The 21783-nt window shown below is 72.7% G+C and carries 23 protein-coding genes and 2 riboswitches; of the genes, 12 read left to right on the top strand and 11 right to left on the bottom strand.

Annotated features, from left to right (window positions below):
- Positions 1-15 precede the first annotated feature (15 nt).
- From IFU40_RS03335 to IFU40_RS03345, 3 genes are all read right to left on the bottom strand, one after another.
- On the bottom strand, positions 16-834 hold the full coding sequence (locus tag IFU40_RS03335; RefSeq protein ID WP_055832774.1) for a sulfite exporter TauE/SafE family protein: 819 nt from the start codon (positions 832-834) through the stop codon (positions 16-18).
- A 137-nt stretch (positions 835-971) separates the two neighbouring features.
- The gene (locus tag IFU40_RS03340) at positions 972-1790 is read right to left on the bottom strand and encodes an ABC transporter permease (RefSeq protein WP_055940919.1); all 819 of its coding nucleotides are present in this window, start codon (positions 1788-1790) and stop codon (positions 972-974) included.
- Positions 1787-3064: an ABC transporter ATP-binding protein gene (locus IFU40_RS03345; protein ID WP_191925361.1), complete on the bottom strand. Its 1278-nt coding sequence runs from the start codon at positions 3062-3064 to the stop codon at positions 1787-1789. The genes IFU40_RS03340 and IFU40_RS03345 overlap by 4 nt, the downstream gene beginning before the upstream one ends.
- Before the next feature lie 87 nt (positions 3065-3151).
- On the opposite strand from IFU40_RS03345, the gene IFU40_RS03350 reads away from it, so the two are divergent.
- The 5 genes from IFU40_RS03350 (at position 3152) to IFU40_RS03370 (ending at position 7018) form a co-directional block, all read left to right on the top strand.
- A complete protein-coding gene (locus IFU40_RS03350; RefSeq protein WP_191925362.1) occupies positions 3152-4216 on the top strand; it encodes a 3-hydroxyisobutyryl-CoA hydrolase in 1065 nt (354 codons plus the stop codon).
- 120 nt (positions 4217-4336) lie between these two features.
- Positions 4337-5188, top strand: coding sequence for an LssY C-terminal domain-containing protein (locus tag IFU40_RS03355; RefSeq protein WP_191925363.1), 852 nt, complete (start codon positions 4337-4339; stop codon positions 5186-5188).
- Positions 5185-5712: a hypothetical protein gene (locus IFU40_RS03360; protein ID WP_191925364.1), complete on the top strand. Its 528-nt coding sequence runs from the start codon at positions 5185-5187 to the stop codon at positions 5710-5712. The genes IFU40_RS03355 and IFU40_RS03360 overlap by 4 nt, the downstream gene beginning before the upstream one ends.
- Positions 5713-5799: 87 nt before the next feature.
- On the top strand, positions 5800-6726 hold the full coding sequence (locus IFU40_RS03365) for a DnaJ domain-containing protein (RefSeq protein ID WP_191925365.1): 927 nt from the start codon (positions 5800-5802) through the stop codon (positions 6724-6726).
- A gap of 106 nt (positions 6727-6832) precedes the next feature.
- The gene (locus IFU40_RS03370) at positions 6833-7018 is read left to right on the top strand and encodes a DUF5302 domain-containing protein (protein WP_055832781.1); all 186 of its coding nucleotides are present in this window, start codon (positions 6833-6835) and stop codon (positions 7016-7018) included.
- Between the two features lie 40 nt (positions 7019-7058).
- On the opposite strand, the gene thiD is transcribed toward IFU40_RS03370, so the two are convergent.
- From thiD to IFU40_RS03410, 8 genes are all read right to left on the bottom strand, one after another.
- The gene (gene thiD / locus IFU40_RS03375) at positions 7059-8498 is read right to left on the bottom strand and encodes a bifunctional hydroxymethylpyrimidine kinase/phosphomethylpyrimidine kinase (protein ID WP_191925366.1); all 1440 of its coding nucleotides are present in this window, start codon (positions 8496-8498) and stop codon (positions 7059-7061) included.
- A complete protein-coding gene (thiE, locus tag IFU40_RS03380; RefSeq protein WP_191925367.1) occupies positions 8495-9139 on the bottom strand; it encodes a thiamine phosphate synthase in 645 nt (214 codons plus the stop codon). Before thiE ends, thiD begins: the two co-directional genes overlap by 4 nt.
- A complete protein-coding gene (gene thiM, locus IFU40_RS03385) occupies positions 9136-9948 on the bottom strand; it encodes a hydroxyethylthiazole kinase (RefSeq protein ID WP_055940938.1) in 813 nt (270 codons plus the stop codon). The genes thiE and thiM overlap by 4 nt, the downstream gene beginning before the upstream one ends.
- Positions 9940-10031: riboswitch (TPP riboswitch) on the bottom strand. (Overlaps the previous gene by 9 nt.)
- A 40-nt stretch (positions 10032-10071) precedes the next feature.
- A complete protein-coding gene (locus tag IFU40_RS03390) occupies positions 10072-10737 on the bottom strand; it encodes an SDR family oxidoreductase (protein WP_191925368.1) in 666 nt (221 codons plus the stop codon).
- Positions 10738-10944: 207 nt separating this feature from the next.
- Positions 10945-12276: an HNH endonuclease gene (locus IFU40_RS03395; RefSeq protein ID WP_191925369.1), complete on the bottom strand. Its 1332-nt coding sequence runs from the start codon at positions 12274-12276 to the stop codon at positions 10945-10947.
- A gap of 132 nt (positions 12277-12408) precedes the next feature.
- Positions 12409-12717: a hypothetical protein gene (locus IFU40_RS03400; protein ID WP_191925370.1), complete on the bottom strand. Its 309-nt coding sequence runs from the start codon at positions 12715-12717 to the stop codon at positions 12409-12411.
- 228 nt (positions 12718-12945) lie between these two features.
- Positions 12946-13302, bottom strand: a complete 357-nt coding sequence (locus IFU40_RS03405; protein WP_055832787.1) for a GntR family transcriptional regulator — start codon at positions 13300-13302, stop codon at positions 12946-12948.
- Between the two features lie 5 nt (positions 13303-13307).
- Positions 13308-14891: a D-alanyl-D-alanine carboxypeptidase gene (locus IFU40_RS03410; RefSeq protein WP_191925371.1), complete on the bottom strand. Its 1584-nt coding sequence runs from the start codon at positions 14889-14891 to the stop codon at positions 13308-13310.
- Between the two features lie 36 nt (positions 14892-14927).
- A riboswitch (TPP riboswitch) is annotated at positions 14928-15038 on the top strand.
- On the opposite strand from IFU40_RS03410, the gene IFU40_RS03415 reads away from it, so the two are divergent.
- From IFU40_RS03415 to IFU40_RS03445, 7 genes are all read left to right on the top strand, one after another.
- Entirely contained in the window at positions 15030-15671 is a 642-nt protein-coding gene (locus IFU40_RS03415; protein ID WP_191925372.1) for an ECF transporter S component, read from the top strand. It overlaps the preceding riboswitch by 9 nt.
- Entirely contained in the window at positions 15671-17119 is a 1449-nt protein-coding gene (locus tag IFU40_RS03420) for an ABC transporter ATP-binding protein (RefSeq protein ID WP_191925373.1), read from the top strand. Before IFU40_RS03415 ends, IFU40_RS03420 begins: the two co-directional genes overlap by 1 nt.
- Positions 17116-17892, top strand: a complete 777-nt coding sequence (locus tag IFU40_RS03425) for an energy-coupling factor transporter transmembrane protein EcfT (RefSeq protein ID WP_191925374.1) — start codon at positions 17116-17118, stop codon at positions 17890-17892. The genes IFU40_RS03420 and IFU40_RS03425 overlap by 4 nt, the downstream gene beginning before the upstream one ends.
- A 361-nt stretch (positions 17893-18253) precedes the next feature.
- Entirely contained in the window at positions 18254-19213 is a 960-nt protein-coding gene (locus IFU40_RS03430) for a hypothetical protein (RefSeq protein WP_191925375.1), read from the top strand.
- A gap of 45 nt (positions 19214-19258) precedes the next feature.
- A complete protein-coding gene (locus IFU40_RS03435; RefSeq protein WP_191925376.1) occupies positions 19259-20020 on the top strand; it encodes an SDR family NAD(P)-dependent oxidoreductase in 762 nt (253 codons plus the stop codon).
- The gene (locus tag IFU40_RS03440) at positions 20017-20793 is read left to right on the top strand and encodes an enoyl-CoA hydratase/isomerase family protein (RefSeq protein ID WP_191925377.1); all 777 of its coding nucleotides are present in this window, start codon (positions 20017-20019) and stop codon (positions 20791-20793) included. Before IFU40_RS03435 ends, IFU40_RS03440 begins: the two co-directional genes overlap by 4 nt.
- Entirely contained in the window at positions 20790-21620 is an 831-nt protein-coding gene (locus IFU40_RS03445) for an SDR family oxidoreductase (protein ID WP_191925378.1), read from the top strand. The genes IFU40_RS03440 and IFU40_RS03445 overlap by 4 nt, the downstream gene beginning before the upstream one ends.
- Positions 21621-21783: the final 163 nt, after the last annotated feature.

Below are 21783 nucleotides of genomic sequence, written 5' to 3' on the forward strand. Positions count from 1 at the left end.
GCCCGGCGTTCGGGCTCACGCCGTGAACTGCACCACGGTGTCCCACGCGAGCTTCACCACGAGCAGCGACAGGGTCACCAGGAACACGATCCGCACGAAGCCGCTGCCCTTGCGGGTGGCCATGTGCGCGCCGATGAACCCGCCGGTGATGTTCATCGCGGCCATGGCGAAGCCCAGGGCGAGCAGGATCTCGCCGTGCACGCCGTAGACGGCCAGGGCGGCGAGGTTGGTGGTGAGGTTCGCGATCTTGGCGTTCACGCTCGCCTGCAGGAAGCCGTACCCCAGCACGGCGACGATCAGGATGACGAAGAACGACCCCGTCCCCGGACCCAGGATGCCGTCGTAGAAACCCACCAGCAGACCGATCACGCCCGCCCGCCAGGCGATGGCCGCCGGTCGGGTGTGCCGCGGCTCGTGGTGCAGTCCCATGCGGGGCTTGAAGAGCGTGTACAGCGCCACCGCGATCACCGCGACGAGCACCACGGGCGTCAGCACCTCGCGCGGAACGAAGCGCGAGAGGGCGGCACCGACCGTGGAACCGGCGTACGCGCCGGCGACCAGCGGCAGCAGGAGCACGAGCTGCACCCTGATCTTGCGCAGGTACACCCCGCTCGCCGAGAGCGTGCCGAAGAACGACGACAGCTTGTTCGTGCCCAGGATGAACGGGGTCGCGACGTCTTTCGGCACGGCGATGACCAACGCCGGCAACTGGATCAGTCCGCCGCCGCCGACGACCGCGTCGACCCATCCGGCGACGCCCGCGGCGACCAGCAGCAGCAGGAGGGATGCCACCGACACGGGGAGCCATTCGGCGATCACCGGTCCATCGAGCACGGTTGATTCTCGCCGGTGCCGGCGGCGGCGCCAAATGCGCGGCGTCGCCCGTCACGGGCGGCGTGGTCTGCGCGGCGTCGCCCGTGACGGGCGCCGCGGTCGGCGAGCGGCGTCGGTGCGCGCCGGGCGATCGCCGATCAGTCGATGTCGCGGCGCCAGGTGGTGAGCATCCCCACGACCACCAGCACCACCGCGTACCCGAGCAGCACGAGGCCGCCGACCCACCAGTCGAGCGTCGACGCGCCGGTGGTCGACACCGAGCTGAAGATGGTCTGGCCGACCAGGGCGTCGCTCGCGGCGCTGGGGAACCACTTCACGACGTCGTCGAAGCCCTCGACCACGCCGCCGATGGTGCGCACGATCGGCTCGATGAAGAGGGTGATGGCGAGCACGATGACGATGGCGGCGACCTGGTTGCGCACCACCGTGCCCACGCCGATGCCCACCAGCGCCCACAGGGCGAAGGCCAGCAGCATGCGGCCCACGAGCTCCCAGGTGTCGGCGGAGCCGAGGGCGGTGTCGATGCCGAAGATGCTCAGCACTCCGGCGCCCGCGCCGATCGCGGCGGCCGAACCGAGGATGCCGTAGAGCAGGCCCACCAGCACGCCCACGGCGAACTTGCCGCCCAGGATCACGCCGCGGCGCGGGGTGGCGAGGAACGTCGGCGTGAGCGTCTTGTGACGGAACTCGGTCGTGACCATGAGCGTGCCCACGAGGAGGGGGAACACGTACCCGACGGCGCTGGCCGAGCTGTAGACGAGGCCCGGAACGCCCTCGGCCGACATCGCGGGGCCGGTGGCGCCGCCGAGGCGACCCGAGGCGACGCCGCCGAAGACGAAGGCGAGCACGCCGGCCGTGAAGGCGACGTAGGCGACGAGGACGATCGCCAGCACCCACCAGCCGGCGGTGGTGAACTGCTTGGTGTACTCGGATCGTGTCGCTGCGACGAGGCTCACCGCTGCACCCCCGTGTGGTCTGTCTGGTCCGTGTGGTCGAGGTCGGCGGTGGGCACGATATCGATCACGCCGGTCGAGGCGACGGAGTACGAGCGGCGCGGTGAGTCGTCGCTCGACGACGCCCCCTCGGAGGCGGTGACGCGCGCGGATCGCGGCGGGGCCATGACGGCGACCATCGCGGTCGAGGGGCGGGGATCGTCGTCGTCGAACTCGTGGGGTCGGGGGGAGACCTCGTCGGCTGTGGCAGTCGTCGCCGTCGAGGCAGCCGCCGGTGCGAGCACGGGCTCGGGCGCCAGCGTGGACGCGGGGGCGGGGGTCTCGGCATCCGGAGTCGGAGCAGGAGCCGCCGCAGCGCCGCCCGCCGCAGCGCTCGCGTGCACGCGCACGCCGCTGACGAGCTCGAGGAAGATGTCTTCGAGGCTGGCGCCCTTGCTCTGCAGGTTCGACAGGGCGATACCGGCGCCCGCGGCGAGGGCGCCGATCTCGACCGGTTCGTGGTGGCGGATCGTGTAGCCGTTGCGCAGCAGCTGGTAGTCGATGCCGCGCTCGTCGAGCACGCTCGACAGGGCGGTGCGGTCGGGGGAGTCGACGACCGTGGCGTACTCCTCGGGGTCGGCGAGGTCTTCGACCCCGCCCTGGAACACCAGGCGACCGCGCGAGATGATCAGCAGCGCGTCGACGGTCTGCTGCACCTCGGCGAGCAGGTGCGACGAGATGAGCACCGTGCGTCCCTCTTCGGCGAGGTGACGCAGCAGCGAACGCATCCACCGGATGCCCTCGGGGTCGAGGCCGTTCGACGGCTCGTCGAGCACGAGCACGCCGGGGTCGCCGAGCAGCGCGGTGGCCAGGCCCAGGCGCTGGCGCATGCCGAGCGAGAAGCCGCCCACGCGGCGTCCGGCGACGTCGGCGAGACCGACCAGGCCCAGTACCTCGTCGACGCGCGAGACGGGCAGCGACGCCGCGCGCGCATAGACCTTGAGGTGGTTGGCGGCCGAGCGGCCGGGGTGGAAGCTCGACGCCTCGAGGGCGGCGCCGACGCTCTGCAGCGGAGAGGCGAGGTCGGCGTAGCGCTTGCCGCCGATGGTGGCGGTGCCCGCGGTGGGCTGCACGAGACCCAGCAGCATGCGCAGCGACGTGGTCTTGCCGGCACCGTTCGGGCCCAGGAAGCCGGTGACCTGGCCGGGCTCGATGCGGGCGTCGAGGCCGTCGACCGCCGAGACGGCTCCGAAGCGTTTGGTGAGCCCATTGAGCTCGAGCACCTGTCCGTCGGGCATCGGGCACCTCTCGTTCGATGGGCGTTCCGCCTATCTTCCCCGATCCGAGGCCGAAAACCCATCTCGGGGCGTGTGTAACGTGGCACCGTGCACGCTCAGCGAACCGATGACGACAGCGTCCTCGTGCGGTCGAGGCGCGGCCTCGGTCGTCTGACGCTGAATCGTCCGCGCGCGATCAACGCGCTCGACCTCGACATGATCCGCGCGTTGACCCTCACTCTCGACCGGTGGCAGCGCGACACCGACGTCGACGTCGTACTGCTCGACGGGGCCGGCGAGCGCGGGTTCTGCGCCGGCGGCGACGTGCGCGCCCTGCACGAGATGGTCGTCGGCGGCCGCGGCGACGAGGTGCACGCGTTCTTCCGCGAGGAGTACGCGCTCGACCACCTCATCGCCACCTCGGCCAAGCCCGTCGTCGCGATCGCCGACGGCGTGTGCATGGGCGGCGGCATCGGCCTCGCCGGCCACGCGGCCATCCGCGTCGTCACCGACCGGTCGCGGCTCGCCATGCCCGAGACGCGCATCGGCTTCACCCCCGACGTGGGCGGCTCCTGGCTGCTGGCTCGCGCGCCCGGTCGCCTGGGCGAGTACCTCGGGCTGACCGGGGGGTCGATGGATGCCGCCGACGCGATCTACGCCGGCTTCGCCGACCACATGGTGCCCGCCGCCCACCTCGAGGCCCTGTACGAAGCCCTCGAGAACCGCGCCGACCCGTCGAGCCCGACGGAGCTCGTGCTGCTGTTCGACGAGAGCCCCGAGCCGTCGAGGCTGATCGCGGCGAGGGAATGGATCGACGACGCGTTCGCGGCCGACGACGTTCCCGCCATCGTGGACCGTCTGCGTGCGCGGCCCGAGCCCGAGGCCCGCGAGACGGCCGAGCTGCTGGCCGCGTCGGCGCCGACCGCGCTCGCCGTGACGCTCGAGGCGGTGCGTCGGGCGCGCGCCCTGCCGTCGCTGCGCGCGGCCCTCGCCCAGGAATACGGCCTGGTGATGTGGTTCGCCCAGACGCAGCCCGACCTGGTGGAGGGCATCCGCGCGCAGGTCGTCGACAAGGACCGCTCGCCGTCGTGGTCGCCGGCCCGCCTCGACGATCTCCCCACCGACCGCGTGGCCGAGGCCTTCGCGTACGAGCCGAACCCGGCGCTGTGGTGACCCGGCCATGATGTCCCCTGTTCCCGTGATCGCCGTGCCCTCGGCCGTGACGTCTTCTGTTCCCGTGATCGCCGTGCCCCCGGCCTTCGGCGCGGGGAGCGACTCGCGGGCGGCGACGAGATGACCGCGCCGCGACGACGCTGGTCGTTCGGACACGCCCTCGACGGGTTCTTCTTCGTGTTCGCCGGTCTCGCCGCGATCTGGCTGGCCTACCTGAGCTTCACGCAGTCGTTCCGGCTCGGGTGGGGCGGGGTGCTCATGGCGATCGCGTTCTGGGGTCTGCTCGCCTACCTGGTGCTGCCGCGACTGCACCGGATCCTCACCGCGATCTACGTGCCCGACTACTTCATGGGCCGCACCCGCACCTCCGACGGTCTGCTCGGCGACCCCGTCAACCTCGCGTTCCAGGGCGACCGGGCGCGCATCGAAGCGGTCATGGCCGAGGCCGGCTGGATCCCCGCCGACCCGGTGAGCATGGGTTCGTCGTGGCGCATCATCGCCTCGACGCTGCGGCGCCGCAGCTATCCGCGAGCCCCCGTCAGCCCGCTCTTCCTCTTCGGACGTATGCAGGACCTGGCCTACCAGCAGGAGGTCGCGGGCTCTCCCGCCCAACGCCACCACGTGCGCCTGTGGCGGTGCCCCGAGGGGTGGCTGCTGCCGGGAGGGCGTCGGGTCGATTGGCTCGCCGCCGGCACGTTCGACCGGGCCGTGGGCCTGTCGCTGTTCACACTGCAGGTGACCCACCGCATCGACGCCGACACCGACATCGAGCGCGACCACATCGTCGCCAGCGTCACCGCCGTGCCCGCGGTGGCGGTCGACGTCATCCGCGACTTCGCGACCGGGTACCACTCGCGCAACGGCGGCGGCGACAGCATCACCACCGACGGCGACCTGCCGATCATCGACGTGCGGGCCGTGCAGATCCCGGATGCCGTGACCCCCGCCGCCTCGACGGAGGTGCGACCGTGATCACTCGGCATCCCCGCAAGCGCGCGGCCTTCGAACCCCTCGCCGCCCCCGTCCCCGTCGACCCGGCCATGCGTCGCCCCGTCGCGACGGTCGCCGGTGCGGTGCTGGTGCTGCTGCGATCGGTGGCCGGGGTGCTCTGGGGAGCGACCGTCGTGTTCGGGCTCCCGTCGTGGATGCGGGCGGTGGCGGGGGCGGCGAACGGCTCGGCCATCGAGCCCGACACCCTGACCCTGTCCGACCTCGACGTCGGTTTCGGTCTGTTCGCCGGTGTGCTCGCGACGATCTTCGTGGTGCAGGTGGTGTTCGGCATCCTGCTGCTGTGGGGGAGCAACCTCGCCCGCGTGGCCGTGATGCTCATCTCGGTGGTGTCGATCTCGGCGGCGTTCACCGGCTGGTGGCAGTTGGGGGAGGAGATCACGGTGCGCACGACGCTGGCGACCCTGAGCCTCGACGTGCTCGTGCTGCTGGCACTGTCGAGCCGCGATGCGGCGGCGTACGCGCGGCGGAAGGATCGGCGGCGCTGAGCGACCGGGTGGCGCTCGCGACCCCGGGGGATCTCGGCGGGTTAGCCTGAGAGGTGCCGCTCGCCCGCGGCGGAACGGAAGACGGACGTGTTCGACAGCCCCATGTCGTCCTCGGCATACGAGGTGCTCCGCGTGGCGCCCGACGTCGACGACGAAGGCCTGCGTCGCGCGTATCGCGTGCGCCTGCGCGAGACGCACCCCGACACGGGCGGCGACGCCGCCCTGTTCGTGCAGGTGCAGCGCGCGTGGGAGCTCATCGGTACGCCCGATGCCCGCAGCGCCTACGACCGCGGTCGCGGAACGGTGCCCGGGGAGTGGGGCGGCGGGGTCTCGGCATCCGGTCCCTCCCGCCCCGCCGACACGCGCCCGCGCGCCCGATCGCACGGCCAGCCCGGCGGGTGGCGGCGCGAGAGGTACCTCGACCTCATCCGCGAGTGGGTGGGCCGCGGCGTCGACATCGCCGACCCGTACGACCCGGCGCTCGTGCGCTCGGCGCCGCCCGAGATCCGCCACATCCTCGCCGACGCGCTCGCCGAGGAAGAGACCGCGCGTCTCGTCTCGGAGCTCGGCATGGGCTACACCGTGTGGCACGACGTGTTCGCCGATCGTGACGGGCGTGATCCCGAGCAGAAGCTCGACCATCTCGTGCTCGGCCCGAGCGGACTGTACGCCCTGCTGAGCGAGGACTTCGGCGGCCCCGTCGGGGTGCGCCGCGGCGAGATCTCGGGGGCCCACGTCATCGGGTCGCCCGTGACCGAGCTCGTGTCTCGCGCCCGCGTGATCGCGCGGGCGGCCGGTGTGCGCTTCAGCGGCGCGATGGTCGTGCTGCCCGACGACGCCGTGCTCGACGCCATCACCGAGCTCGGAAAGGTGCGCGGAACCCCCGTCGCGCTGGTGACGCGCAGTGCCCTGACCACCCTGCTGCGGCGCGGCATCACCGGGGCGCGCGAGGTCGGCGGCACCGAGCTGTTCGACATCCGCACGCGGTTGCAGCAGCGCGTGCGTCACGTCTGAGGGGCGTCTCCGGAGGGGCTCCCGGGGCTGTCCCGCCGCTTCGCCGATCGCGGCGTTCTCGCCTGGCCCGCGAGACACCCCGCGCGCACGTGCCTAGGGTGGAGGCATGAGTACCGACGAGACCTCGGATGCCTCGGCATCCGACGACATGAAGCGCAAGTTCAAAGAAGCGCTCGAGAAGAAGAACGGCCAGCACCGTTCCGGTCAGGCGCACCTCGACGGAAACTCCGCCGTGCAGGGAACGCACGGAGCCGTCACCAAGAGGGAGTTCCGCCGCAAGAGCGGGGGATGATCCCACCCCGCATCGCGTGCGTGTGAGGGGCCCCGGCCCCTCACACGAGCGGGGCCTCGAAGAACGCCAGCTCGAGGAGCATCGACCGGTCGTACGCGGTGGCCATCGCCGCACGGGTGCGGGCGGAGACCTCTCGGGCGGCGGCATCCACGATGAGCGACGCCTCGGCCGACGACGTCTCGAACGCCTCGTCGCCGTACGACGTGAGCCAGTCCGCGTAAGGATGCCCGGACGTGAACGTGCCGCGCCAACGGACGCCGATGTCGGTGTACAGCACGAAGCACGGCAGGATCGCGGCCACCAGCACCGCGTAGGACCCGGCGGTGGATGCCGCGTGCAGATGGTCCGTGTACGCCGAGGTCGCGGGAGCGGGAGCGAGGCCCGCGGGGTCGACGTGCGACTGGTGCAGCGCCGCCTCCTCGACCAGGCACGACACCGACGCCGTGGCCCAGAAGCGTTGCTCATCGACCGTGGGGGCGAGGGCCGCGGCGCGCGCGAGCACCCGCGCGTACTCGCGCAGGTACAGCAGGTCTTGGCCGAGGTACCACTCGAAGGCGCCGCGGTCGAGGTCTCCGGATGCCAAGCCCCGCACGAACGCGCACGCGTCGACGTCGGCGCGGGTCGAGGCCGTGGCCTCCCACCGCTCGCTGCTCCACGAGCGGCCGAGGTCGATGTGCGGACGGAGCTCGTGCAGGTGGTCGATGGGGCCGTTCCCGACGCCGACCTGGAGTGCCTCGGCGTGCTCGAGCGCGCCGGTGAGCCAGCGCTTCGCCCGCGTCAGGGCCTCGGGCCAGCTCAGCCCGTGAGCGGCCAGGGTGGCCATCGCCGACGACAGGGAGCATCCCGTGCCGTGGGTGTGGCGGGTGGCGACGCGGGGGCCGGGCACGACGTGCACGCCGGTGGCGTCGACGATGGCATCCGGGCTCTTCGCGCCGCCGAGGTGCCCGCCCTTCAGCAGCACGGCGGTGTCGGCGCAGGCCGCGAGCGTCTGAGCCTGGACGACGGCGGCCTCCCACGTCGTCGCGACGGGCTCGTCGACGAGCACCGCGAGCTCGGGGAGGTTCGGGGTGACGAGGTCGGCGCGTCGGCACAGGGCGCGGACGGCCGCTTCGGCATCGGTGTCGAGCAGGCGGTCGCCGCTGGTGGCGATCATGACGGGGTCGAGCACGACGACGGGCGGACGCACGTCGGCGAGCCACGCGTCGACCGTCGCGACCACCTCGGCCGAGCCGAGCATGCCGATCTTGACCGCGTCGATCTCGACGTCGTCGCTCACGGCGCGGAGCTGTGCGTCGAGGAACGCCGTCGGGGGCACGTGCACGTCGCGGACGCCCGAGGTGTTCTGCGCGACGAGCGCCGTCACCGCCGCCATGCCGTAGCCGCCGAACGCGGCGATCGATTTGAGATCGGCCTGAATGCCGGCGCCGCCCGTCGGGTCGGTGCCGGCGATGCTCAGCACGCGCGGGCTCGACCCGTTCACCCTTCTGCTCCCCACGCCGCACGCAGTCGCCGCACGACGGCGCCCGGGTCGTCGGCCGCGCACACGGCGGACACCACCGCGACCCCCGCCGCTCCCGCCGCGCGCAGGGCGGCGACGTCGTCGACGTCGATCCCGCCGATCGCGACGCACGGCGACGCGGTCGAGGCCGCCAGTTCGGCGAAGCCGTCGATGCCCAGCGGTCGCGGATGGTCGGGCTTCGTCGTCGTCGCGCGGATGACGCCGACGCCGAGGTAGTCGACCGTGCCCGCGGGCAACGCGGCCGCGGCGGTGAGGTGCGCGGGGGTGTGGGCCGTCCATCCGATCAGGGCGTCGGTTCCCAGCAGGGCGCGCGCCGAACCGATCGGCACGTCGTCCTGGCCGAGGTGGATGCCGTCGACCCGGGCGCCGCGGTCGCGGGCGGCCAGCACGACGTCGAGGCGATCGTCGACGACGAACGCGCAGCGACCGGCCACCACATCGGCGAGGTCGAGGGTGCGGGCGAACAGCTCGCGGCCCGAGGCGACCTTGTCGCGCAGCTGCACGACGGTGACGCCCGCGTCGACGGCCGCGTCGACGATGTCGCGCAGTCGAGCGAAGGGCACGCGGTGGTCGGTGACGAGGTGGAGCGACAGGTCGCTCACGAGAGTCGCACCCGGCCGTCGAGATCGGCGGGGCGCACGGCGGCCAGCTCATCGAGGAACGCCACCGCGAACGACCCGGGTCCCCGGCTGTGCGCTGCCGCGCGTTCCGACGCGACGGCCCAGACCGCGCTCGCCGCCACGGCCGCGTCGAAGGGCGGCACGACGGCGACGAAGGCCGCCATCGCCGCCCCCAGGGCGCAGCCGCCGCCGGTGACCCTGGTCAACAGGATGCTGCCGCCGGGCACCGACGCCGTGCGCTCGGCATCCACGATCAGGTCGGTCTCTCCCGAGACGGCGACCGTGCCGCCGGTGCGGAGGGCGAGCGCGCGAGCGGCCTCGAGGGCGTCGTCGGTCGAGTCGGTCGCATCGACGCCCCGCCCGCCGGCGCCGGATCCCGCGAGGGCGAGGATCTCGGACGCGTTGCCGCGGATGATCGCCGGGCGTGCGTCGAGCAGCTCGTGCGCGAGCGCCGTGCGCACGGGCAGCGCACCGACCGCGACCGGATCGAGCACCCACGGGGTTCCCGCCCGAACGGCCTCGCGGGCGGCTTCGCGCTGCTCGGCGGTGGGGGTGCCGAGGTTCACGAGCACTCCGCCCGCGATGCCGGCGAACAGGCCTGCCTCGCCCGGAATGTCGCACATCGCGGGGGCGGCGCCGAGGGCCAGCAGGGCGTTGGCGGTGAAGCCCGTGACCACCGCGTTGGTGATGCATTGCGTGAGCGGCGCGGCTTCGCGCAGCGCCGCGAGCGCCTCGGCGGGGGCGGGGGCGGTGAGAGGGGCGGACGGAGACGACGACGTGCGAACGACCATTCGCGACATCCCTTCGCTAGTACGAACTAGATCAGGTTCGACGGGTGTGTTCTCAGCCCCGAAGGGCACCCCGTGTCACTGCCGGTGACGTTAGCACAGGCGCGACGGTCGGTACCGCGCCGCTCAGTATCGCGCCGAGAACCCGCCGTCGGTCTGCAGCAGCTGACCGCTGATCCAGCGTCCCGGCTCCGAGAGCAGGAAGGCCGTGACACCCGCGATGTCTCGCGGGGTGCCCATGCGGCCGAGCGGGTGGTACCCGGTCAGAGCGTCGCGGGTCTCGGCATCCATCCATCCGGTGTCGATGGGGCCCGGGTTCACGACGTTGGCCGAGATGTTGCGGGGTCCGAGCTCGCGGGCGGCCGAGATGACGATGCGATCCAGGGCACCCTTCGATGCGCCGTAGGGAAGGTTGCCCGTGGTGTGGTCGCTCGTGAAGGCGACGATCGCGCCGCCGCCGGCATCGACCTGGCGCGCGAACGCGGCGATCAGCAGCAGTGAGGCGCGGGCGTTGACGGCGACGTGGTGGTCGAAGCTCTCGGCGGTGGTGTCGAGGATGCCCGTCTCCACGTCGTGCGCGTGGCTGAGCACGAGCGCGTGGAGGGGTCCGCGTTCGCTCGAGATCCGGGCGACCAGGTCGGTCGGGGCGGTGGGGCTCGACAGATCGCACGGGTAGTCGCCGGTCGCGAGGTCGCTCGTGACGACCTCCCATCCGTCGGCCTCGAGGCGCGGGACGATGCCCGCGGCGATGCTGTTCGCGCGAGCGGCGCCGGTGACGAGGGCGAGGGGCACGGAGTCGAGCGTAGGGCGGGTGCTCGGGGAGCGCGATCGTGGACCTGCTCGGGTAGCGAGGACGGGAGTCGAGGCGGCGGAAGCGGCGGCTCGTCCCGGCGGCCTGCTCCCGCGTGATACTCCCACGTCCTGCTCCCGCGCGCCAAAGTGCGACTCGTCGGTCCGAGCGCGGAGATTGGCGGGCAGAGGGCGTGCACCCCAGAGCGCTCAGAAGGGGGCGCGTTCCCGTTCGGGCGGGGAGGGGTCGGCGGGCAGGAACCTCACCGCCGGCGAGTAGGGGAGCGGTTCGTCGCTGTAGACCCGGCCGGTCGGACTCGTCCATTCGAGCACCCCACCGGCCAGTTGTCTGACCGTCCAGCGGGTGAACTGTTTCTGCGTGTGATGTCGCTGGCAGAGGTGGCTGAGGTTGCCCACCTCGGTGGCGCCGCCGAGGGCGTAGTCGTGGGTGTGATCGACCTCGGAGCGGACCGCGGGGACGGTACACCCGGGCCAGCGGCAGTGTCGGTCGCGGGCCCGCAGGAACCGGTCGATCGCGGAGGTGCGCTGGTAAGTGTCGGTGCACAGCACGGAGCCCGTGACGGGGTGCGTGATGACGCGGTCCCACGGAACGGTCGTCGACTCGGCCAGGCTGCGCGCCGTATCGGCGTCGATGGGGCCGTGCCCGACGAGTTCGGCGGGCTCGAGGTTCTCGTTGCCCGGGTCGATCATGGTGAGCGCGGGCACGACGACCTGCACCCGAGCGCGAATCGCCCCCAGGACGCCGGGGCCGTCATCGCCCCGCGTCGGATCGGCCTCGGGTGCGGCGGTCAGCAGCAGATCGGCCAGCACATCGGCCCGCACCTGCGCCATGGTGCGTTCGTCGGCGACCGACACCGTGGTCTCGCCGCGCGCGTCGATCAGCGCCCGACTCTGCTGGGTGAGCCGGTCGTAGACGCCCACGGCCAGAACGGTCGGCAGGGTCGCCACCAGATCGGACATGCCGTCGCGACCGGTCACGATGCGCACGCCCCGCGTCTCTCGACCCCGTTGGTGGCGCTCGGTGAGGGTGGTCGGCTGCAGCCGCTCGGCGAGGACTGCAAGACGCGAACGCAGACGCCCGGGGCTCAGCCCCTCGGCGGTGGCCACGGCCAGCACGTCGAACTCACCGCGGACGTCGGGAGAAAGGGGCTCGCCGGCGTCGAGGATCGTGCGGACGTGAGGTCGACCGATCGCGCCGGCCTCCCATGCCGAGAGGGTGGCGGGGTAGTCGTCGACCAAGGTCATCGCCGCGTTGATCTGCGTTTGCATGCTGCGGTCCGAGAGATTCTCGGCGGCGGCGAGCTCGGACGCCACTTCGCGCAACGCCATCTCGGCCACCCGCCCCGACGGGGGTCGGTCGGCCATGGCGCCGAGCGCGAGGTGCCCCGCTTCGGCCAGCGCGCGGGTGCGCTGAACCTCGGCCACGGCCAGATCGGCACCGGTGCGGAGCACCTCGGCGAGCACCGCGGAGAGGGCTTTCGGCCCGCCCTTCGGGCCCGTCGGTGAGGTGTCGATGTGCATGTGTGCATGCTAGCGAGGACCTCCGACATTGGGCGGTCCGCGAGGAGCGTTCCGGGGACGGATCTGCACTTTCCTCGCCTGTGGAGGACAGGTGCGTGGCCGGGCTGGGACGTCGTCCGTCTCGTGCGGCCGTCAGAGCATGCTCGACGCCACGAGCCAGACGACGACGAGGACGGCCGCGGCCAGCGAGGCCAGGAGAAGCGCCCGTTGCCAGCGGCCCGGGCGTCCCCCCACGGGCCCCAGGGGTCGTTCGGGCTCGCCGAGTTGCGACCGGATGACATTGGCGCGCGCCTGCAGCTCGTCCTGGTGGATCGCGAACCGACGGCTGTTGGGATAGCGCAGGGCGGCCTCGACCGATTCCGAGAGCTGGCGCTCGATGCGCGCCAGTTCTGCGCGCCGTTCCGGCTCCGTGCCGCTCCCGGGCTCGTGGTGATCGGGCATGGGAGATGTCTATCGCAGGAGGCGGGCTCCAGGTGCACCGTGGACCTCGGGATGCCGGGGCGAGTCCGCTCCCTTCGGCGCGCCCCGGGACCGCCACGACGACACGAGCCGCGGGGCAGAGCCCCCGCCACGCGGGAGCGGGGCGACAGGGCCGCACGCGCGAACGAGCCGTTCGACAGACCCCGCGCAGCGCACGCTCCGCGCCGGGGGCCGAGCGCCGCGATCCCGTCAGCCGTCGCGCAGGGCCGCGCGCACGAGCTCCACCGCGTCGCCCGGATCCACGCCGAGGCGGCGCACCGTCTCGGCGTACGTCCGTGCCGCCTGGGCGGCGCGCGACGATGCGGCGTCGGTGCCCTTGACGAGCGTGCCGGCGCGGCCGCGCGTCTCGACGTACCCCGCCTCTTCCAGCTCCTTGTAGGCGCGGGCGACGGTGTTCGCCGCGAGGTTCAGGTCGCCCGCGAGAGTGCGCACCGGCGGCAGCCGGGTGCCGGCGACGAGCGTTCCGTCGTCGATCGCGGCGATGATCTGCGCGCGCACCTGCTCGAACGGCGGGGTGGGGGAGGCGGCATCCAGTCGAAAATCCATGACCGTCAGCCGTTCAGTCCGAAGAGGTCGAGGGGGTGGGTGAGGCGCCACCACGGGTCGGGCGGTTCGATCTCGCCCGTGAGCTGCGCGTCGACGGTGTCGGCGTCGACGGGGCCGGTCACGGTCAGCGTGCCGATCGTGGTGCCGGGCTCCCGAGCGTCGCCCAGGTCGAAGTCGACGGTGTGCTTCGCGGCGCCGCCGTTCCACAGCACGACGGTCGCGTCGGCCTCGGTGACGACGTCGATGTCGGGGCCCCACAGCGTCTCGACCTTGCCGACGACGGTGCCGGCGGTCACCGAGGGGCTGGGCTGCAGTTCCTGCTCGATGCGCGTGAACAGGTCGCGCGCCGCCTGATTGCGCGTGTCGGGTCCGGGCTGGCCGAGCACCGCGGCGTAGGCGCGCACCGTCGTGCCGCCGACCGCGATGTCTTTGGCGGTGAGCAGGTTCCACGCGTCGAGGGTGCCGGTCTTCACCCCGACGATTCCCGGATCGGCCAACAGCGCATTGCCGTTCTTGAACGTGCCCGCACCGGGGAGCGTCAGTTCGGGGGTCCGCACGATCTCGGCGATCACGGGATTGGCCAGTGCCCGTTCCGCCAGCGCGATGAGGGCGGCGGGGGTGGCGGTGTTGCCCGCCTCGATCCCCGTCGGGTTCACGATGGTGACTCCGGTGATGTCGCGCTCGGCGAGGTACGCGTTCGCGGCGGCCGCGAACTCGGCATCCGAGGGGAAGAGGTCGGATGCCAACCGCTGGGCGTAGTTGTTCGCCGAGGCGATGAGCATGCCCTGCAGCATCTGCAGCTCGGTGAGACTGCCGTCGACGGGAACGTCGAGCGACGATTCGCCGCGGGCGCGGTACTGCCAGTAATCGGCGCTGTCGGCCTGCGTGAACGCGTACGACTTGCCCTGCTCGCCGGGAGCCAGGGGGAGTCGGTCGAGCACGACGAGGGCGGTGACGACCTTGGTGATGCTCGCGATCGACTCCGGCGCGCTCGCCGACGACGACAGCGTCTCGGGCACGCCGTCGATGGCGATCGCGGCTTCTCCTTGCGCGGGCCAGGCGGGCACGGCGGAGGGAGCGGCCGTGGGCTGCACGGCCACGGCGCGCACGGTGGGGGCGACGGCGGTCAGCGGCCACAGCAGGGTCGCCGCCGCGTAGCCGGCGACGAGCAAGATCAGCAGCACGGTCGGCACGACCGTGGCCGGCCGCAGGATCCGGCGGCGGGTGCCGGCGAGCAGGTCGGCCTGGCGCGCGGTCGCACCCGACACCACGAACGCCGGTGCGGGTCGCGCGGCGCCGGCCTCGGCGGGATCGACCCAGCCCAGGGCGGCGAAGGCGGCCGTGGTGGACTCTGCGGCCGGTGCGTCGGAGGTCGGTGAGACGGAGGGCGGTGTGGATGCCGGGTCCCCGGCCGCGACGGGAGCAGATGTGTCCGCGCCTGAGGAGGCTGCCTCTGCACCGGGCTCCGCGGTGGCCGTGCCGTCCGCCGTCACGGGCGGGATCTCGGTATCCGGTGTCGCTTCGCCCTCGGGCGCGGGGTCCGCCGGGTCACGCCGCGCGCGCCGTGTCTCCGGGGTCTGCTCGTGCACCCGCCCACGCTACCCCGGGCGCACCCCTATACTCGTCACGACAACCACGGGAGTCCGGTGAGCCGGGCTGAGAGGAAGCGAATCCACGCTTCGACCGTCGAACCTGATCCGGATCATGCCGGCGCAGGGAGGAGCACAATGCACACGTCTACGTCTGCCCCCGCGAACCGCTCGGCGGTCGCCCCCGCGAACCGCTTCCAGTGGCGCGTCGTCGACATCGTCGTCGCCGCCGTGCTGGGCGTGGCGATCGGTCTCGTGTTCTGGGGCTGGAACACCGTCGGCGGAATCTGGTTCGGCGCTATGGATGCCCTCACGCCCGGCCTCGGCGGCATCGCCGTCGGCATCTGGCTGATCGGCGGGGTGATCGGCGGGCTCATCATCCGAAAGCCCGGCGCCGCCCTTCTCGTCGAGCTGATCGCGGCGGTCGTGTCGGCCCTGATCGGCAACGCCTGGGGCATCGGCACGATCTTCTCGGGCCTCGCGCAGGGCCTCGGTGCCGAGCTGATCTTCCTCGCCTTCCTCTACCTGCGCTTCACGCTCCCCGTCGCGATGCTCGCGGGCGTCGGCGCCGGTGTCGGCGCCTGGGTGCTGGAGTTCTTCGTCGGCAGCTCGCCGAACATCGCCAAGACCGTCGAGTTCAACCTGCTGTACCTCGGCACCCTCGTGATCTCGGGCGCGCTGCTGGCGGGCCTCGTCGGCTGGCTGCTCGTGCGTGCGCTCGCCGCCACCGGGGCGCTCAGCCGATTCGCCGTGGGGCGGGAACTGCGCCGCGACGTCTGATGACGGGCCCCGCCCGCGTCGACGTCGAGGGATGGGGCTGGCGCTACGCCGGCCGCAAGCTCCCCGCCACCCGCGACGTCGACCTGATCGTCGAGCCCGGCGAACGCGTGCTGCTGCTCGGCGCCTCGGGGGCCGGCAAGTCGACGCTGCTCGCGGGACTCGCGGGCCTGCTCGGCGGCAGCGACGAGGGCGAGCGCACCGGACGCATCCTCGTCGACGGCGCCGCCCCCGAGTCGCAGCGCGGCCGCATCGGCCTGGTGCTGCAAGACCCCGAGGCGGGGATCGTGCTGTCCAAGGTGGGCGACGACGTCGCCTTCGGATGCGAGAACCTCGGCCTCCCCGCGGCCGAGATCCCCGCGCGGGTGGCCGAGGCCGTGGCATCCGTGGGTCTCGACGTTCCCCTCGACCGCCCCACCAAGGCGCTGTCGGGCGGGCAGAAGCAACGTCTGGCGCTGGCGGGCGTGCTCGCGATGCGCCCCGGACTGCTGCTGCTCGACGAGCCGACGGCGAACCTCGACCCCGACGGCGTGGCCGAGGTGCGCCGGGCGGTCGAGCACATCACGCGCAGCGACGGGACGACCGTCGTGCTCATCGAGCACCGCACGGCCGTCTGGGCCGACCTCATGACACGGGTCGTCGTGCTCGCCCCCGGCGGCGGAGTGTTGGCCGACGGCCCGCCGGCGCGGGTGTTCGCCGACCACGGTGACGCGCTCGCCGCGGCGGGCGTCTGGGTGCCCGGTCGCCCGGTCGACCTCCCCGTGCTCGCTCCGATCGAGACCCCGGATGCCGTGCTCTCGGCCGCGGCGCTGTCGATCGGGCGCGAGAAGCGCACGGTCGTGGCATCCGGGCTCGACGTGGTCGTACCGCGTGGCGCGGGCACGGTCGTGACCGGCCCCAACGGCGCGGGCAAGTCGACGCTCGCGCTGACGCTCGCGGGACTCCTGCCCGAGCTGTCGGGCGAGGTCGTCGCCGCCGAGTCGCTCGCCGCCCGCGGGGGGCGACGGCCGTCGCGGTGGCGCTCGACCGAGTTGCTCACGCGGATCGGCACGGTCTTCCAAGAACCCGAGCACCAGTTCCTCGCGGCGACCCTGCGCGACGAGCTCGCCGTCGGACCGAAAGCCCTGCGGATGCCGGCGGCGCAGGTCGACGCGATCGTCGACGAGCTGTTGGAGCGGTTGGATCTGGCATCCCTGGCCCTGGCCAACCCCTTCACCCTGTCGGGCGGGCAGAAGCGGCGGCTGTCGGTGGCGACGGTGCTCGCGGCGTCTCCGGAGGTGATCGTGCTCGACGAGCCGACGTTCGGGCAGGACCGCCGCGGCTGGAGCGAGCTCGTCGGCCTGCTGCAGCGCGAGATCGCGCGCGGGCGCACGGTGGTCGCCGTCACGCACGACGCCGACGTGGTGCGCCACCTCGGGCAGCACCGCATCACGCTCGGGGGCGCGGCGTGACCGTCGAGGTGCGCGGAGCCGCCTGGCTCGACGGCGTGAACCCGGTCACGAAGATCGCCATCGCCCTCGTGCTGTCGGTTCCCCTGCTCGCCTCGATCGACGTGGTGAGTGCGGCGACCGCGATCGTGTTCGAGCTGCTGCTCGTGCCGCTGACGGGCGTCGGCTACCGCACGCTCGCGAAACGCCTGCTGCCGATCGCGCTGTTCGCCCCCGTCGCTGCGGTGAGCATGCTGCTGTACGCCCGCCCCGGGGGAACGGTGTACGGCTCGTTCCTCTTCGCCACGATCAGCGACGACTCCCTCTCTCTGTCGGTGGCCGTGCTGCTGCGCGTGTTCGCCCTGGCTCTACCGACCCTGCTGCTGTTCGCCCGCACCGACCCGACCGAGGTCGCCGACGCCCTCGCCCAGATCGCCAAACTGCCGAGCCGTTTCGTGCTGGGCGTGCTCGCCGGAGCCCGCACGGTCGGACTCTTCGTCGACGACTGGCGCACGATGACCCTGGCCCGCCGTGCCCGCGGTCTGGGCGACCGCGGGGCCGTGCGCCGCTTCTTGTCGATGGCGTTCGTGCTGCTGGTCTTCGCCGTGCGCCGCGGCACGACCCTCGCCACGGCCATGGAGGCCCGCGGCTTCGGTGCCGACGTCGAGCGCACCTGGTCGCGCTCGTCGACGTTGTCGGGTCGGGATGCCGTGGCCCTCGCCGGCGCGGTCGCGCTCATCGCCGTCGCGCTGGCGGCGGCGGTGGTGACGGGGGCGTTCCGCGTGGTGGGGACGTGACCGACTTCCGTTGAGTGTCCAGGACACGCCGCGGCCCGGGGGCCCCGCGCGGCGTGTTTTGGACACTCAACGGGGGGTGAGGGGGGAAGAGAACGCTCAGGTCGCGTGCCGTTCTCCGACAACGGGGATGCTCGTCGCACGACCCTCGCGTGCCCGGCGCACCCCCGCGACCCGCGGACGGCGGCGATGCCGTCGAGTGTCCAGAACACGCCGGGGTGGGCCCGGGCGGCGCGGCGCGTCTTGGACACTCAACGGGGGAGCGGGCGGGGCGCGGGCGGGGAGACGGCGGGGCGCTGGGCGGGGCGGGGCGAGGGGTACGTGCGGCGGGTCGGAGCGCGGCAGAATGAGCACGGGGGATGCCATGGAATTGTCGATCGGATTGTTGGCGGTGAGCGTCGCGGTCGCGGCCGCGGTGCTGTTCGTGGCGTTGCCGCGGGTCGCGACCCCCGGGGCGATGACCCTCTTCCTGCGCTTCGCCGCGGTGTCGGGAGTGTGCGCGGTCGGTTCGAGCGCGATGTACCTCATCTACGGCACGGGCGGCGGCATGATCACCCTGGTCGCGGGAGACGTGGCGATGGTGCTCGCGCCCGCCCTGCTCCTGGTGGCGGTGCGCGTGCTCGACGGGTCCCGGGCCATTCGCACCTCGATGGCGACGCTCGTCCTGGCGCTGCTGGTGGCCACGGTCACCGCGACCGTGCCGTTGCCGACGTCGCTCGCGGTGAAGGCGTTGGCGTTGACGGTGGTCAGCGGGGCCTGCGCGTGGGCGGCGATCCGCGCTCGCGTGGAACCGTCGGGGCCGCTGCGGGTCATCGCCGTCGTCACCGCGGTCTACGCGCTGTACAGCCTCGCGCGCGTCGTGGTCGGGTTCGGCGCGGGCTGGGACTCCCCGCTGTATCTCACGGCCTTCTCGTTCGCTCCGGCCACCGTGCTGGGCGCGCTCGCCGTGCTGTTCAACGGCGCGTCGGTGGTGCGTTTGCGCTTCGGTCCCCGGGTCGCCGAGCCCCCGACGCGGTGCGCACCCGGCGCCGCCGTCGTCCTCGGCGATTGGGATCTGGCATCCGCGGCGTACGGGCCCGACCGCATGCGCGCTCTTCTCGCCGACCTGCGCGCCGCCGCGCGCGACCTCGATCCCGAGGCGGCGGACGTGGCGGGCGGGGTGGAGACGTCGGTGCCGAACGCGACGACGGCGCTCGGTGAACGCTTGCGCACCGCGTACGACTGGAATCCCGAAGAGGTCATCCTGCTCGTCGACGGAGCGGCCACCGCGGCCATCCGCACCCACCCCGGGCGCACGCGCGGGCGGGGCTCGTCGCGATCCTGAGTCTCGACTAGGGTGGGACCCGGTTTCAGCTTCGAAGGAGAATGCATGGATATCGCAGGAGCCTCCGCCCTCGTCACCGGCGGTGCCTCGGGCCTGGGCCTGGCCACTGTCCGCCGTCTCACCGCGGCGGGCGCGAACGTCACGATCGTCGACCTGCCCTCCTCGAACGGCGCCGACGTCGCCGAGGGGCTCGGTGGGTCCTTCGTCGCGGCCGACGTGACGGATGCCGATCAGATCGCGGACGCTGCCGCCCGCGCCGCCGAAGCCGGCCCCCTGCGCGTGGTCGTGAACTGCGCCGGCATCGCGCCTCCCGCCAAGGTGCTCGACCGCGAGGGCGCGCCCACCTCGCTGCAGGACTTCGAGCGCGTCGTGCGCGTCAACCTCATCGGCACCTACAACGTCGTCGCGCAGACCTCGGCCGTCATGGCGAAGACCGAAGCGACCGAGAGCGGTGACCGCGGCGTCATCGTGAACACGGCGAGTGTCGCCGCCTTCGACGGACAGATCGGCCAGCCCGCCTACTCCGCCAGCAAAGGCGGTGTGCACGCGATGACGCTGCCCCTCGCGCGAGAGCTCGCCCGCTACGGCATCCGGGTGGTCACGATCGCCCCCGGCATCATGGAGACCCCCATGCTGAAGGGCCTCCCGCAGGCGGCGCAGGACTCGCTCGGCCAGCAGGTGCCCTACCCCTCCCGCCTCGGAACCCCCGACGAATACGCGCGTCTCGTGCTCGCGATCGCCGACAACGGCTACCTCAACGGCGAGACGATCCGCCTCGACGGCGCGATCCGGATGGCACCGAAATGACCGACGGCATCCTGCTCCACGTCGAGGACGGGCTCGCGCGCGTCACCTTCGACCGCGCCGCGTCGCTGAACGCGATGGATTTCCCGATGGCGCGCCGCTGGCGCGAGGTCGCGCACGAGGTGACGTCGGACGCGTCCGTCGGAGCGGTGATCCTGGATGCCACCGGCCCCGCGTTCTGCGCGGGCGGCGACGTGGTGGCCATGGCGACGACCGGCGCGTCGGGTCGCGAGGTGACCGAGACGGCCGAGGCGATCCACGACGGCATCCGCACCTTCGCCGAGGCGCCGCTGCCGATGGTCGCAGCCGTCCAGGGTGCCGTCGCGGGTGGCGGGCTCGGTCTCATGCTCACCGCCGACTACGTCGTCGCGAGCGAAAACGCCCGCTTCGTCAGTCGCTACGCGAACATCGGGCTCACCCCCGACCTCGGCGTCTCCACCCTGCTGCCCGCGGCGATCGGTCAGCGGCGTGCGCTGCAGCTGCTGCTGCAGGACCGCATGCTCTCGGCCGCCGAGGCCCTGGACTGGGGGCTGGTGGCCGAGGTCGTGGCATCCGGCGATCTCACGCCGCGCGTGAACGAGATCGCGCGGTTCTGGCTCGACGGTGCGACCACGGCCTTCGGTCAGGCGACGCGCCTCGTGCGCGTGGGCGCCGGACGCACGCTGGCCGAGAACCTCGCCGACGAGGCCGCCACGATCGGCGCCGCCTTCGACACCCCCGAGGCGAAAGCGCGGGTCGCCGCCTTCGCCGCCGCCTCCGCGAAAGGACGCTCGTGACGCTCGCCGGAAAGACCATCCTCATGTCGGGCGGCAGCCGCGGCATCGGCCTCGCCATCGCGCTGCGCGCCGCGCGCGACGGTGCGAACATCGCGCTGCTGGCCAAGACCGACACCCCGCACCCCAAGCTCGAGGGCACGGTGCACACCGCCGCCGAGGCGATCCGCGCGGCGGGCGGTCAGGCGCTGCCCATCGTCGGCGACGTGCGCGACGAGGAGTCGATCACCGAGGCCGTGCGGCGCACCGTGGGGGAGTTCGGCGGCATCGACATCGTCGTGAACAACGCCAGCGTCATCGACCTGTCGGGTTCGCTCGAGCTCGCGACGAAGAAGTACGACCTCATGCAGGACGTGAACGTCCGCGGCACGTTTCTGCTCTCGCGCTCCGCGGTCCCCTCGCTGAGGGATGCCGAGAACCCCCACATCCTGTCGCTCTCGCCGCCGCTGAACGTCACTCCTCGCTGGCTGGGGGCGCACACCGGGTACAGCCTCGCGAAGTTCGGCATGACGATGGCGACGCTGGGCCTCGCCGAGGAGTTCGCGGGCGACGGGATCGCCGCCAACACCCTGTGGCCGCGCACGACGATCGCGACCGCGGCGGTGCAGAACGTCATCGGCGGCGACCGGCTCATGGCCGTGTCGCGCACGCCCGAGATCTACGCCGACGCGGCGTACGAGGTGCTCACCGCACCGGCGCGCGAGCGGACCGGGCAGACGCTGATCGTCGAGGACGTGCTGCTGGCCGCCGGGGTGACGGACTTCTCGGGCTACGCCGCCGTGCCCGGAACGCCGGATGCCGCGATGTACCCCGACATCTTTTTGGACTGACGCGGCGTTCCGGTCTCTTCGCCGGGCGGTGGAGGTCGTGCGGTGGGCGTGGGGTCGTGGGGCCCCGCGGTGGGCGTGGCGTCCTCCGTCGGCGCGGGGCGCTGCGGTCGGCATCGATAAACGCGATTCGTGCGCATAAACGCTCTGTCACCGCGTTTATCGA

The organism is Microbacterium sp. CFBP 13617, assembly GCF_014839445.1.
GTDB lineage: Bacteria > Actinomycetota > Actinomycetes > Actinomycetales > Microbacteriaceae > Microbacterium.

What these genes read in the sequence shown, in the direction of transcription:
- IFU40_RS03345 (WP_191925361.1), bottom strand. Translation starts at nt 3,064, where the DNA reads ATGCCCGACGGACAGGTGCTCGAGCTCAATGGGCTCACCAAACGCTTC.
- IFU40_RS03355 (WP_191925363.1), top strand. Translation starts at nt 4,337, where the DNA reads ATGACCGCGCCGCGACGACGCTGGTCGTTCGGACACGCCCTCGACGGG.
- IFU40_RS03370 (WP_055832781.1), top strand. Translation starts at nt 6,833, where the DNA reads ATGAGTACCGACGAGACCTCGGATGCCTCGGCATCCGACGACATGAAG.
- thiM (WP_055940938.1), bottom strand. Translation starts at nt 9,948, where the DNA reads ATGGTCGTTCGCACGTCGTCGTCTCCGTCCGCCCCTCTCACCGCCCCC.
- IFU40_RS03395 (WP_191925369.1), bottom strand. Translation starts at nt 12,276, where the DNA reads ATGCACATCGACACCTCACCGACGGGCCCGAAGGGCGGGCCGAAAGCC.
- IFU40_RS03400 (WP_191925370.1), bottom strand. Translation starts at nt 12,717, where the DNA reads ATGCCCGATCACCACGAGCCCGGGAGCGGCACGGAGCCGGAACGGCGC.
- IFU40_RS03405 (WP_055832787.1), bottom strand. Translation starts at nt 13,302, where the DNA reads ATGGATTTTCGACTGGATGCCGCCTCCCCCACCCCGCCGTTCGAGCAG.
- IFU40_RS03415 (WP_191925372.1), top strand. Translation starts at nt 15,030, where the DNA reads ATGCACACGTCTACGTCTGCCCCCGCGAACCGCTCGGCGGTCGCCCCC.
- IFU40_RS03420 (WP_191925373.1), top strand. Translation starts at nt 15,671, where the DNA reads ATGACGGGCCCCGCCCGCGTCGACGTCGAGGGATGGGGCTGGCGCTAC.
- IFU40_RS03430 (WP_191925375.1), top strand. Translation starts at nt 18,254, where the DNA reads ATGGAATTGTCGATCGGATTGTTGGCGGTGAGCGTCGCGGTCGCGGCC.
- IFU40_RS03435 (WP_191925376.1), top strand. Translation starts at nt 19,259, where the DNA reads ATGGATATCGCAGGAGCCTCCGCCCTCGTCACCGGCGGTGCCTCGGGC.
- IFU40_RS03440 (WP_191925377.1), top strand. Translation starts at nt 20,017, where the DNA reads ATGACCGACGGCATCCTGCTCCACGTCGAGGACGGGCTCGCGCGCGTC.